Raw genomic sequence first — 13,875 nt, forward strand, 5'->3', positions numbered from 1 at the left:
TTAAGTTGCCTTTGTGATGGGATTAATCTGGATTTTGTCCTAGTGTTTCCATTAAAAACTGTTGAGCGCTGAAAGGCTGAGCGCGGCTCTTGCGGCGGCTATAAGTGCCATCTTCGTCCAAAATCCAAGCGTGGGTGTTGTCTTTGAGATAGGGCAGTAAGCCTTCTTCCATAACGCGCTTTTTGAGATTTTTATCCAAGATCGGGAAGGCGACTTCGATGCGGCGGAACAAGTTGCGGTTCATCCAATCGGCGCTGGATAAATACGTGTCGTGCGCCAAATCGTTGCGGAAGTAAAAAATCCGGCTGTGTTCCAAAAAGCGACCGACAATCGAACGCACCGTAATATTTTCAGATAAGCCCGGAACGCCAGGGCGCAACGCACACGCACCGCGCACAATCAGGTCAATTTTCACTCCGTCGTTGGATGCCGCATAAAGCGCTTTGATGACCGATTCATCCAACAAGGCATTCATTTTGGCAATGATGCGCGCAGGTTTGCCGGACTTGGCAATGCGCGCTTCATTGCGAATCGAGCGAACCAATTGGTTTTGCAATGAAAATGGCGCCAGCCATAAATATTGGAATTTCTTGTGCTTGGTTAAGCTGGTCAAGTGGATAAAGACTTCGTTGACTTCCGCGGCAATCGTTGGGTGCGCGGTCAAGAGACCAAAGTCGGTGTAAAACTTGGTCGTCGTGGCGTGATAGTTGCCGGTACCTAAATGTGCGTAGCAGCGTAATTGATGTCCTACTTCACGACGAATGACCAACGCCAACTTTGCATGCGTCTTTAATCCGACCACGCCGTACACTACTTGCGCGCCGGCGCGTTGCAGGCGATCAGCCCAGTTAATATTGGCTTCTTCATCAAAGCGCGCCATCAACTCCAAAATCACGGTGACTTCTTTACCGGCTTGCGCAGCACTAATCAAGGCTTCCATCAAATCGGAATTCATGCCGGTGCGATAAATCGTTTGTTTAATCGCCACCACTGCCGGATCAGCCGCAGCGCTGCGGACAAAATCGATGACAGTTTGGAAGGTCTGGTAGGGATGGTGCAGCAATATATCTTGTTTGCGTAAGGCGGCGAAGATATCGGATTGGGAATAGGGCGTCGATGTGTCCGCATAGAACGCTGGGAAGCGTAAATCCGGCAAATTGACCAAATCACCGATTTCAGACAAACGCGCCAAATTAACTGGGCCGTTGACTTCGTATAAACGCGAATGATCTAAGTTAAATTGCTCGAGCAAGAATTTGGACAAGTTAGGCGGGCAGTTTTTAGCCACTTCCAAACGCACCGCAGCGCCAAATTGACGTCCTTGCAATTCGCCTTGCAATGCTAAGCGCAGATTTTTGACTTCATCCTCATCCACCCATAGGTCGCTATCGCGGGTTAATCGGAATTGCGAATAGGCCACCACTTCGCGTCCATTAAATAGATCATCAATATGCGCATGAATAATCGAAGACAGAAGGCAGATCGATGCGCCTTTCTTATTGGATAACTCATCCGGCAAGCGAATAATGCGCGGCAATACCCGTGGCGCTTTGACGATCGCAATCGCTGTGCCACGACCAAAAGCATCTTTTCCAGCAAGCGAGACGATGAAATTTAAACTTTTATTAACAACTTGCGGGAACGGATGCGCCGGATCTAAACCGATTGGCGTCAATAAAGGGCGCACTTCGCGCTCGAAATACGCTTTGACCCAAGCGCGTTGGGCTGGATTGCGATCGTTGTGTCTTAATAGGTGAACGCCGTGGGCAGATAATTGTGGCAGGACTTCGTCATTGAGTACTTCGTATTGGCGATCAACAATGCGATGCGCTTCGATACTAATTTGCTCTAAGGTCGCCCTTAATTGCGGTGGCAGCTTGCCTGCGTTGCCATGTTGAGCTAACAAACTGGCAACTCGCACTTCAAAGAATTCATCTAGATTGCTGCTGGCAATACTTAAATAGCGCAGACGTTCTAATAAGGGGACTGAGCTGTCTTCAGCCTGAGCCAGAACCCGCCAGTTAAACGCGATCTGGGATAACTCACGATCTAAAAATGGAACCAATTTCTTTTCGACGACATCATTTTTGACCGGAGTTATGCTCATTTTTTGTTTTTTAATTGCTGTTTGCGATGGCTTTTTACCAGGATTGGTGGGCGGCTTTTGTTTGCTACGTGCAGTTTTTATTGTCGGTTGCTTAACAATGCGCGATGTGCTCATGACTACCTTTATGTTTATTGCCGAAGATTGTAGATTTGATTTATGACATTACTGTGACAAATCAATAATTCCTTTAATTGCAATAACTTAGCGCAAAATAAAGGATAATTTGCCCTTGTTATAAGTGCTCTCAGAGATTAGTCTGGTTAAATATTACAAGCCTATATTCTTAACATTTAGTGTCACATTCCTGTCATAAATGGACTGTAAAGTTAGCGCGAAATTAATTAAATCACTGCCCCTTCAAATTTGTACGTTGTAGTGCATTAGTCGTTTTCCCCACAAATCGTGTCTTTCTCGGAGAGAATATGCAAATCAAACCTTTAGTAGTTAAATTCATCGCCCCAATTATTTTTGCGGTTAGCGCAAGCGCGACATTCGCGGTTGCAAACGCTGCTGAAATTACCGGCGCTGGTGCAACGTTTCCTTACCCAGTTTATGCAAAATGGGCTGATGCCTACAAGAAATCGACTGGCACTAGCATCAACTATCAATCCGTTGGTTCAGGTAACGGTATCAAGCAAATCAAAGCAAAAACAGTTGATTTTGGCGCGACTGACGATCCATTGTCGATTGAAGAATTGGATGCTGCAGGCTTGACACAATTCCCAGCAATTATGGGCGGCTTAGTTCCTGTGGTCAATATCGACGGCGTTGCTCCTGGCAAGATGAAATTAACTGGTGACGTCATTGCTGGCATCTATTTGGGCAAGATCACTAAATGGAATGCACCAGAAATCACTGCATTGAATCCAGACATTAAATTGCCTGCATTGGATATCGTTGTTGTGCATCGTTCCGATTCTTCTGGTTCGACTTTCTTGTGGACTGACTATTTGTCCAAAGTAAATGCCGAATTCAAAACCACTGTTGGCGCAGCTAAAGCAGTTAAATGGCCGGTTGGTTTGGGCGGCAAAGGTAACGAAGGCGTGGCAGCAAGTGTGACTCAACAAAAGGGCGCAATTGGCTATGTTGAGTATGCGTTTGTGAAACAAAACAAAATGACTTACACCCAATTGAAAAATAAAGACGGTAACTTTGTTGAGCCAAGCGACGACAGTTTCAAAGCTGCTGCAGCTGGTGTGGATTGGGCTAAAACTCCAGGTTTTAACATCATCCTGGACAACCAATCTGGTAAAGCAAGCTGGCCTGTAACTGGTGCATCGTTCATTCTCGTGTACAAGCAACAAGCTGATGCTGAGAAAGCCAAAGAAATCCTGAAGTACTTTGACTGGGCATTCAAAAACGGTGGCGCAATGGCTAACGATTTGGATTACGTTCCAATGCCAGCAGCAGTAGTTAAGTTGGTGCAAGAAAAATGGAAAGCAGAAATCAAAGATGCAAGCGGTAAGGCAATCTGGTAATTCTTAGTTAGATGAAGAACCCGGCATCGCGCAGCGTGATGTCGGGTTTTAACACAGCTAAATTTGATCGCTAACTTAAGTTTATGAATAGTTCACCTACCATGACACCCGACTCGATAAATGAATTGAACGTTGAAGAGGTTGCTAAGTCAGCTGCCACTAAAGCGCATTCAGACTCAACGCCGCCCGCTATGCGCTCGCATAAGTTGGGCGATTTTATATTTCACAAGGTGACATTTGTTTTTGCGTTGAGTGTCTTACTGGTTTTGTTGGGCATTATTGCCTCGTTATTAAAAGGCGCGTGGCCTGCCTTGCATGAGTTTGGCCCTAAGTTTATTTCCACCGTTGAGTGGGATCCGGTTAATGACCAATACGGCGCATTAATCGCAATTTTCGGTACCTTAACAACTTCACTGATCGCGCTAGTGATCGCCTTCCCAGTGAGCTTTGGTATCGCCTTATTTTTGACTGAGATTTGCCCGGCGTGGTTGAAGCGCCCACTGGGAACCGCCGTGGAATTATTAGCCGGCGTGCCAAGTATTATTTATGGCATGTGGGGCTTGTTTATTTTTGCGCCGTTCTTTGCCGATCATGTGCAACCGCTGTTGGCGGGTAGTTTAGGTAACGTGCCGGGCATCGGTAAATTGTTTCAAGGCCCGATGATCGGGATTGGTATTTTGGCGGCAGGGATTATTTTGGCGATCATGATTATTCCTTTTATCGCCTCCGTGATGCGCGACGTGTTCGAAGTCGTGCCTAGTATTTTGAAAGAATCGGCCTACGGTTTGGGCTGCACTAAATGGGAAGTTGTCCGCAAGATTGTTTTGCCTTACACAAAAATTGGTGTGGTCGGCGGCGTGATGCTTGGATTGGGTCGTGCCTTGGGTGAAACAATGGCGATTACCTTTGTGATTGGTAACGCCAATCGTATTTCTTGGTCGCTATTTTCGGCCGGTAACAGTATTGCCTCAACCCTAGCCAACGAGTTTGGTGAAGCCGATACGCCGCTGCATGTTTCCTCTTTGTTTGCCTTAGGTTTGATTTTGTTTGTGATTACCTTAATCGTGTTGTCCGCAGCTAAATTGATGCTGTTAGGCCTGCAAAAAAATGAGGGTAAAAAATAATGGCCTCTACTAACCCTAATTCAATTTCAAGCACCGCGCGAGTAATGGATAAATCGATTAACAACGGTGTGTATCAACGCCGGTTATTGACTCACCGCATTGGTATTACCTTGTCATTTTTAGCGATGACGATCGGTATTTTCTTCTTGTTGTGGATTTTGCTTACGTTGTTTATGAAAGGCTTTAACGCTTTTAATATCGGCATGTTGACCGAATCTACTCCGCCACCGGGCGCTACAGGTGGCGGCTTACTTAACGCGATTGTTGGTAGTTTATTGATGGTTGGCGTTGCGACATTAATTTGTACACCGATTGGTATTTTGGCCGGGATTTACCTAGCCGAATACGGCGATGAAAACTGGTTCGCGCAATTAACTCGCTTTGTGACTGACGTGATGTTGTCGGCGCCTTCGATTGTAATTGGTTTGTTTGTGTATGCCATTTTTGTGGCGAACATGAATCACTTCTCGGGCTGGGCTGGCAGTATTGCTATCTCGTTAATCGCAATCCCAGTGATTGTCCGTACCACCGACAATATGCTGCAATTGGTTCCCGGTAGCTTGCGCGAAGCAGCGTTTGCACTCGGTGCGCCACGTTGGAAGGTGGCGATTTTGGTGCGTTTGCGTGCAGTTAAAGCGGGTGTGATTACCGGCGTATTGTTGGCGGTCGCGCGGATTTCTGGTGAGACTGCACCGTTATTATTCACCGCGTTAAACAATCAATTCTTTAATGCAGACATGAATAAGCCGATGGCCAATTTGCCCGTCGTGATCTATCAATTTGCCATGAGTCCGTATGAAAACTGGCGTGCATTAGCTTGGGGTGGCGCGTTGCTGGTCACGTTGAGCGTGTTGGGTTTAAATATTTTGTCGCGCACTTTATTTAGTCAAAAAATTCAAGGTTAAATCAGGAAAAACTATGCCTCCTACAGAACAAGCTTTAGCACACGATGCATTACCAGCGGCGCTGCAAATCTCTAATTTGAATTTCTATTACGGCGCGACCAAGAGTCTAAAAAATATTAATTTGTCGATCAAAGACAAAAAAGTAACCGCCTTTATCGGCCCATCGGGTTGCGGTAAATCGACGTTGTTGCGGACCTTAAATCGTATGTACGATTTGTATCCTGGCCAACGCGCCGAAGGAAAAATCGAATATAAAGGCAAAAACATTCTCGACGCCGATCAAGACATCAATATGTTGCGCGCCAAAATTGGGATGGTGTTCCAAAAGCCGACACCGTTCCCTATGTCGATTTACGACAACATCGCTTTTGGTGTGCGCTTATATGAAAACCTGTCCAAAGGCGAGATGAATGAGCGCGTTGAATGGGCGCTCAACAAAGCCGCTTTATGGGGTGAAGTGAAAGACAAATTGAATAAGAGTGGTTTGAGTTTATCGGGCGGTCAGCAACAACGTTTGTGTATCGCGCGCGGCGTAGCGGTTAAACCTGATGTGTTACTGCTTGATGAACCAACTTCAGCGCTTGATCCAATTTCAACCGCCAAAATCGAAGAATTGATCAACGAATTAAAAGACGATTACACCATCGCCATCGTGACTCACAATATGCAACAAGCCGCGCGTTGCTCGGACTACACGGCCTATATGTATTTGGGTGAATTAGTCGAAGCCGGTGTGACCGATCAGGTGTTCATGAATCCAGTGAAGAAAGAAACACAGGATTACATCACTGGTCGCTTTGGTTAATTCGTCGTTTAAATAATATTGAAAACTATTTGGTTTCAACACTTTCAAGGAAATCGCAATGACAGGTGAACACTCTTCAAGGCAGTACGACGCCGATTTGGAAACCCTACGTTCCAAAGTTTTGCTCATGGGCGGTTTGGTTGAGAATCAATTCCATGACGCGATTGCTAGCTTCCGTAGCGGCAATGCTGAATTGGCCGCCAGCGTGATTACCGCCGATTCTGGCGTGAATCAGTTGGAAGTCGATTTGGACGATGCCTGCCGTCATTTGATTTTGAAGCGTCAACCAGCGGCCAATGATTTGCGCACCGTCATGGCAACTGTCAAAGTGATTACGGATTTGGAGCGTATCGGTGACGAAGCGACAAAAATCGCCCGTATCGCGCAAGGCAAAGATCCGCAACGTGGCGTGATGATTTTTAACGACTACGATGCAGTTCGTGGTTTAGCGTCCCAAGTTGGCAATATGCTGCACGACGCCTTAGATGCGCTGGCGCGTTTAGATGAAAAACAAGCGGTGAAATTAATCGCCAAAGACGCCATCATTGATCAAGACTTCCGCGCTGTAATGCGTAATTTGATCACTTACATGATGGAAGATCCGCGCACGATTTCGCCAGCGTTGGATGCTTTGTGGATTGCCAAAGCGATTGAACGTATTGGTGACCACGCAAAAAATATCGCTGAGCATGTCATCTTTATCGTCGAGGGAAAAGATATTCGCCATAGCGATTACGCCGCAACTCACGTTGACGGTAATTAAAATAACACTGGAAAAAAATGAGTTTAGATAAAGCGACCATATTAATCGTTGAAGACGAGCCAGCCATTGTAGAGCTAGTCAGCTTTACCTTGCGCGCTGCAGGTTGGGAAACCTACGCGGTCAACAATACTGCTGATGCGTGGGCTTTTATTACCCGCCGCATGCCGCAGTTGGTGTTGTTGGATTGGATGTTGCCCGATCAAAGTGGTATCCGTTTGTTGTCTAAAATTCGCTCGGATCGTCAGTTCAGTGGCTTACCAATTATTATGCTCACCGCCAAGAGCATGGAAGAAGATAAAATCGCTGGTCTAGAAAACGGTGCCGACGATTATGTCACCAAGCCATTTTCGCCGCGGGAATTGACAGCCCGTATTAAAACGGTGCTGCGTCGTAAAGCACCAGAACACGGCCAAGGCGTTTTGTCTGCTGGCCCGATCGTGCTTGATCCCGTTAGCTGCTCGGTGACGTTAAACGATCAACGAGTGGACATTGGTCACGCTGAATTTAAATTATTGAAATTTTTCTTGGCGCATCCAGAACGCGTGTTCTCACGCAGCCAGTTACTCGATAAAGTGTGGGGCGATCACGTTGTGATTGAAGAACGTACCGTGGATGTGCATGTCTTGCGCTTGCGTAAAGTGTTAAAAAACTCAGAATCATTAATTAAAACCGTGCGCAGTGTTGGTTATATGCTGTCGGAAAAATAAAATAGAAAAATAAGAACAGGTGCGCGACGGGAAACCTTGCGCGCCTTTTTTATTGGGCGGATGATTGAGCACGATTGAAGTTGTTTTAGACTGATTGTGGTTCACATCTGCCAGGGAATAGTACTTGGTTAGCCAGTAAAAAGAGAATATAAATGAGCTCCTTAATTGTTTTTTGGGTCCCCGCGTTAATCCGCATGGTTATCGTATTGATTGGGGCGATTGTGGTTGGCTATTTGTGGGGATCGTTTTGGTTTGCGACCACAATCTGCGTGGGCTTGATTATTTTGATCGGCCTGCAACTCCATTATTTATATCGACTATCGCTGTGGCTCGATAAACCCGAGAGTTGCAAGTTGCCTGACGGGTGGGGCGCTTGGACCGAAATTTTTTCGCGCCTGTATCGCATGCGACGCGAAGATGAGAAGAACCAATTAGAACTGTCCGAATGGCTAACCCGCTTCCGCCAAGCGATGACTTTGCTGCCGGATGGCGTGGTTATTATGGACGACGTGCTGTTTTTGGAATGGTGCAACCCGGTCGCAGAACAGCATTTGGGGCTGGATATGACGCGCGATAAAGGCATGCGCGTCACCAATTTGGTACGTAGTCCAGAATTTATGGATTACATCATTTTGGGACGCTTTGAGCAGCCTTTGGTGATCTCACACCGCAATCGCAAATTGATCGCACACATTATTCAATTTGAAAATCGCCGCCAGATTTTGGTGACCCACGATATTACCGAGAGCGAGCGGATCGACATGATGCGGCGCGACTTTATCGCCAATGCATCGCATGAATTGCGTACTCCACTGACCGTGATTAACGGTTTCTTGGAAATTTCCTCCATGCAACCCGATTTGGATGTAAAGACGCGTACCGCGCATTTAAAGCTAATGACTGAGCAAGGGCATCGGATGCAAAGCTTGGTCGACGACATGTTAACTTTAACGCGCTTGGAATCGGTTGATTTTCCGGTTCGGCCCGAGCACATCAATATGACGGCGCTGATGGAACAATTGGTGGCCGATATGAACGGATTGTCGATGGGAAAACATCCGCTGACCTTCATCAACGAAGGCCCTGATTTAATGGGTAGCATGGATGAGCTGCGCAGTGCCTTCAGTAACTTAGTCTCAAACGCCGTGCGCTACACACCGGCTGGTGGCAACATCACTATTAGCTGGACTAATACCGAAGCGGGTCCAAAGTTCATGGTGAAAGACAGCGGCATTGGCATCGGTTCCGAACATTTATTTAGGCTGACCGAGCGCTTTTATCGCGTGGATAAAAGTCGTTCGCGCGAAACCCAAGGCACCGGACTCGGCTTGGCGATTGTCAAACATGTGGCACTGCGCCATAAAGCCCAACTGACCATTGATTCCACGCCCGATGTGGGCAGCACGTTTGCCCTACAATTCCCGATTGAGGCCGCGATCTTGTAACGTTATTGACCAATTTGTTGACTGCTTGAGTAAGAGCCAAACGCAGCTTTGCTGTTTTTGGCTGTTTTTATTGATCGGCTTCAGTCGGGTAATTTACTGCTGAACAACTTAGGCTTGTTGTTCAACTATTGTTTTGGCCTAATTCACGTAGCGAATTAACACTAATTAGCAATTTGATTCTGCATTTATTCACTATCCACTGAACTATTTAGTTGAACCAGTGAAATTTAATTTAAAATAAGTGTTGTTATATATTAATTTTCTTGCGATTCCTTACGGAAAATTAATCATAATAGAGCGCATGCGCGGAGACATTGCTTCGGTAACCTAAACGACAAAATAAAATGAAAAAGCCATTCTATAAAATTCTATATATTCAGGTCTTATTTGCGATTTTTTGTGGAATTTTAATTGGGATGCTGCAGCCGGACGTGGGCGTTCAATTAAAACCGTTCGGTGATGGATTCATCAAACTCATCAAAATGATTATTGCCCCAGTGATTTTCTGCACCGTCGTAAGCGGAATTGCTGGAATGCAAGACATTAAAAAAGTAGGGCGAGTTGGTGGTAAAGCGCTGATTTACTTTGAAATTGTCTCGACTTTCGCACTTGTCATTGGTTTGATCGTCGCCAATGTCATTCAACCTGGCGCTGGCTTCAACGCCAATCTAGCCACTATCGATACTAGTTCGATCGCGCAATACACAACCAAAGCGCATCTTCCTACCACCGTTGAATTCATCATGAATATCATCCCCGATACGTTTGTCGGCGCGTTTGTGCATGGGGATATTCTGCAAGTACTGCTAATCGCGATCTTGTTTGGATTTGCGCTCTCGACCATCGGTGAAAAGGGCCAACCAGTTCTGCATTTGATCGACGATGTATCGAAAGCGATTTTTTCGGTGGTTAATCTAATTATGAAGGCCGCACCGGTTGGCGCGTTTGGTGCGATGGCGTTTACGATCGGTAAATACGGGATTGCAGCCTTACTGCCATTGGCAAAATTGATGGGATCGTTTTATCTGACCTGCTTCTTATTTGTCTTTATCGTCTTGGGATTGATCGCTCGTTTTACCGGTTTTTCAATCTGGCGCTTTGTGGTTTATATCAAGGAAGAACTGCTGATCGTGCTCGGCACAAGTTCATCTGAGAGTGGTTTGCCGTCCTTGATGGAAAAGCTGCAAAAGCTCGGTTGTTCTAAATCGGTTGTTGGTTTGGTGGTTCCAACCGGTTACTCCTTTAACCTTGACGGCACGAATATCTATATGACGATGGCAGCCTTATTCGTCGCGCAGGCAACCAACACTGATCTGACTTTATCGCAAGAACTCACCATTTTATTTGTGGCGATGTTGACTTCAAAAGGCGCTGCGGGCATTACTGGCGCAGGCTTTGTGACCTTAGCTGCGACCTTAGCCGTCGTTCCAACAATTCCGGTCGCTGGCATGGCTTTGATTTTGGGTATTGATCGTTTCATGAGCGAATGCCGCGCACTCACTAATTTTGTGGGTAATGGCGTCGCAACCATTGTTGTATCCAAATGGGAAAAAGAACTTGATGTAGCAACGATGAAGCGCGAACTGGGTTGATGTGTAGGGGCAGAGCGCATGCTTACAAGGTGTGCCACGCTGCCCGAGTTGAAGCAACAAATCATTCTGTGTTTTGTTGCTTTTTAATTGCCCAAAATAATTGATTGTGCAATTCGCTTGATCTCTTTTTAACGTAGGCTAATTCTGTGGTGGTGTCGGATCGTGCTTACTCTGTTGATGATGGTGTTATGAGAATTTCTCTAAAGTGGAAAGTCATTACTGGTTGCGTTTTACTAGAAATTATTGCCTTGGTGATTATCGCCGGCGTTAATTTCAATATTAGTAATGACTATCTAGAGCAAATCGCACAACATCAATTACAAAATCTAAAGTCCTGTTTAACCAACGAAATTGTCCATCGCAGTCTTGAAGTTCAAACCGATTCCGTTAGCAGCATTATTTCTAGTTGCCAGATTCCAGATAGCTCGGCCTACGTTTTATTGTTCGATAAAAACAGCCGCTTAGTCGATCAAAAAGGTTGGCCCGGCGCCCCTTTGGCGCCAAAAACTGAGTTGAGTGCGGTCACTTCAGCAGTAGCTAAACTTCCTAATAAACTTCCCCGTTTTGATTCCACCACGCCGGTATTTTCCAGCGGTTATAGTCAAATTATGTTTGGCGGAACCACGGTCTATAAAGTCAAGGCGCAGACCGAATTAGCCCTGAAAACATTGATGTTGTCGCTGCTGGCGGTTGTGATTAGTGTGTTGTTTTTCTGGTTTGTCGCTAGCCGTTTAGGGCGTCATTTAAAAACCTTAGAAAACGCCACCAAAGAAATTTTAAAAGGTAATTATGACGTCTCGATCGACTATCTTGACGACAACGAAATCGGTCGGGTTGGCTTTGCTATCAACTTAATTACCGACACCTTAAAAAATGAAATCCAGGCTCTGAAAAAGAGCGAAGAAAGCGAGCGCAAAACTGCTGAGCGGATGTTGAATGTGATCGATTCCGTCCCTGACTTTATGCTGTTATCGCGCATGTCCGACGGCTACGTGATTTACGCCAACGTAGGCGTAGAAAAAATGACCGGTTTTAGCTATGACGAATTGGTCGGTAAAACCATGAACGATGTGGATATGGGCATCACATCCGAGCAGCGCAACGACTGGCAAAATCAGTTGATCCAAAAAGGTGCGTTGACCAATTACGAAACAATTATCAAGCACAAGAGCGGCAGCTTAATTAATGTATTGGTCTCGGCATCGTTGTTAGAAATCGACGACGCCTACCATGTGCTTATTATTTGTCGTGATATCACCGACCGTAAATTGGTGGAAGCGGCCGTCGCGCACGCTAACCGCCAGTTAAATTATGTGTTGGACGCCGCGTCGGAAATCGCCATTATTGCCACCGATATCCACGGCATCGTGCAGATGTTTAATCGCGGCGCAGAAAAAATGCTAGGGTACCGCGCACGCGAATCGATCGGTAAGCCATTGCGCCTTGATGTGCATGACAAAGACGAACTCAAGCTGCGCAGCCAAGAATTAAGCCATCAGTTTTCGCGTGAGATTCCTTTGCAAGAAGTGCTGATGCTTATTCCGGCCAAGCAGGGCTCGGAAACACGTAATTGGACTTATATTTGCAAAAATGGTGATCGCTTAAAAGTCTCGCTAACCGTTACCCGCGTTTTGGATGGCATGGGTAAAATCGTCGGTTTCTTAGGCATTGCGCGCGACATCACCTTGCAATTGCATGCTGAGCAGGCGCTGCAAGAATTGAACTACCAACTAGAAAAACGGGTAGAAGAACGTACCGCCGAATTAGAAGAAACTAACCGCAACTTAGCGCAAACTATGCATAACTTGCAGCTAGCTCAAACCGAATTAGTGCGTTCAGAAAAACTCACCGCCTTGGGCGATATTGTGGCTGTGGTAGCGCATGAAATTAACACTCCAATCGGCAATTGCTTAACGGTTGCCACCACCATGCGCGACCAATGCAATGAGCTAGAAGTCGAAATCACTAACGGTACGATACGTAAATCGAGCCTGAGTAAATACATCGCGGACAATAAAACCGGCATGGATATTTTGATTCGCGGCCTGAATCGGTCGAGCGAATTGATTACCAACTTTAAACAAGTAGCGGTTGATCAAACTAGTGAACAGCGCCGCACCTTTAAGCTCAACCAAGTCATTAATGAAGTCGTCGCGCTGCTCATGCCGATGCTGCGCAAAACGCCGTATCGCTTGGATATCACGATTCCTGAATACATCGTGATGGATAGTTACCCTGGACCGATTGAGCAGATTATTTCTAACTTCATCAATAACTCGGTGCTGCACGCCTTTGAAGGCGCCGAATCCGGCACGATGACCTTGACCGCAATTTTGCAGCATAACTACGTTGCCATTGAATTCTCGGACGATGGAAAAGGAATCCCTGAAAACCATTTAAATCGGATCTTTGACCCGTTCTTCACCACCAAATTAGGCCGTGGCGGAACGGGGCTCGGTTTAAATATCGTGCACAACATTGTCAAGAAAATGCTGGGTGGGCAAATTGAAGTGAGCAGCAGAGCAGGGCGCGGCACCGCGTTTATGATGCTCTTGCCGCTAGTCGCGCCCAACGTAACTAGCGTTGAAAAACGCAGCGCGTTGGTCTAAACGAAAACGCCGAGCGATTAAACCCGACCTTGATTGACGTGTTGCACGTAAAGCGCTTCCACCTTCTCCCGCGCCCACGGCGTGCGGCGTAAAAATTTCAAACTCGATGAAATACTGGGTTCATGGGTAAAGCAGCGTATATCAACTGCACGGGCCATCTCGTCCCAGCCAATGTGCGCCACCAAGTCGGTCAAAATGGCTTCTAATGTTTTGCCTTGCAGTGGGTTACTTGGTGCGTTCATAAGGGCAGTCGAAAAGGGAATGCGTGATTTTAACAATCTCTGCTAATTTGGTGTGGGAAGTTGCGCTTAGTGGTCAGACTTTGGCGCTTGGTTTTTCA

Annotated in this window: 11 protein-coding genes; 9 read left to right on the plus strand and 2 right to left on the minus strand. The window is 46.3% G+C overall.

The window, feature by feature from the left end:
• Positions 1-22: 22 nt before the first annotated feature.
• Positions 23-2,107, minus strand: a complete 2,085-nt coding sequence (gene ppk1 / locus E2I14_RS02770) for a polyphosphate kinase 1 (protein ID WP_133325738.1) — start codon at positions 2,105-2,107, stop codon at positions 23-25.
• Between the two features lie 422 nt (positions 2,108-2,529).
• Here ppk1 and pstS point away from each other — a divergent pair, with 422 nt between their 5' ends.
• The 9 genes from pstS to E2I14_RS02815 all read left to right on the plus strand — a co-directional run bounded on the left by pstS (position 2,530) and on the right by E2I14_RS02815 (position 13,535).
• On the plus strand, positions 2,530-3,585 hold the full coding sequence (gene pstS / locus E2I14_RS02775) for a phosphate ABC transporter substrate-binding protein PstS (RefSeq protein WP_133325175.1): 1,056 nt from the start codon (positions 2,530-2,532) through the stop codon (positions 3,583-3,585).
• Positions 3,586-3,776: 191 nt separating this feature from the next.
• On the plus strand, positions 3,777-4,709 hold the full coding sequence (gene pstC, locus E2I14_RS02780; protein ID WP_227544580.1) for a phosphate ABC transporter permease subunit PstC: 933 nt from the start codon (positions 3,777-3,779) through the stop codon (positions 4,707-4,709).
• A gap of 44 nt (positions 4,710-4,753) precedes the next feature.
• Positions 4,754-5,614, plus strand: a complete 861-nt coding sequence (pstA, locus tag E2I14_RS02785; protein WP_227544581.1) for a phosphate ABC transporter permease PstA — start codon at positions 4,754-4,756, stop codon at positions 5,612-5,614.
• 13 nt (positions 5,615-5,627) lie between these two features.
• Complete coding sequence (pstB, locus tag E2I14_RS02790) at positions 5,628-6,419, plus strand: phosphate ABC transporter ATP-binding protein PstB (protein ID WP_133325179.1); 792 nt, start codon at positions 5,628-5,630, stop codon at positions 6,417-6,419.
• A gap of 58 nt (positions 6,420-6,477) precedes the next feature.
• Complete coding sequence (gene phoU / locus E2I14_RS02795; RefSeq protein WP_133325181.1) at positions 6,478-7,182, plus strand: phosphate signaling complex protein PhoU; 705 nt, start codon at positions 6,478-6,480, stop codon at positions 7,180-7,182.
• Positions 7,183-7,199: 17 nt separating this feature from the next.
• A complete protein-coding gene (locus tag E2I14_RS02800) occupies positions 7,200-7,889 on the plus strand; it encodes a response regulator (protein ID WP_133325183.1) in 690 nt (229 codons plus the stop codon).
• A gap of 152 nt (positions 7,890-8,041) precedes the next feature.
• Complete coding sequence (gene phoR, locus E2I14_RS02805) at positions 8,042-9,334, plus strand: phosphate regulon sensor histidine kinase PhoR (RefSeq protein ID WP_133325185.1); 1,293 nt, start codon at positions 8,042-8,044, stop codon at positions 9,332-9,334.
• 344 nt (positions 9,335-9,678) lie between these two features.
• Entirely contained in the window at positions 9,679-10,926 is a 1,248-nt protein-coding gene (locus E2I14_RS02810) for a dicarboxylate/amino acid:cation symporter (RefSeq protein WP_133325187.1), read from the plus strand.
• A 188-nt stretch (positions 10,927-11,114) separates the two neighbouring features.
• Entirely contained in the window at positions 11,115-13,535 is a 2,421-nt protein-coding gene (locus E2I14_RS02815; protein ID WP_133325189.1) for a PAS domain-containing sensor histidine kinase, read from the plus strand.
• Between the two features lie 17 nt (positions 13,536-13,552).
• On the opposite strand, the gene E2I14_RS02820 is transcribed toward E2I14_RS02815, so the two are convergent.
• Entirely contained in the window at positions 13,553-13,777 is a 225-nt protein-coding gene (locus E2I14_RS02820; RefSeq protein WP_133325191.1) for a VF530 family protein, read from the minus strand.
• Between the last annotated feature and the right edge of the window lie 98 nt (positions 13,778-13,875).

It is taken from the genome of Sapientia aquatica (assembly GCF_004358105.1).
GTDB lineage: Bacteria > Pseudomonadota > Gammaproteobacteria > Burkholderiales > Burkholderiaceae_D > Solimicrobium > Solimicrobium aquaticum.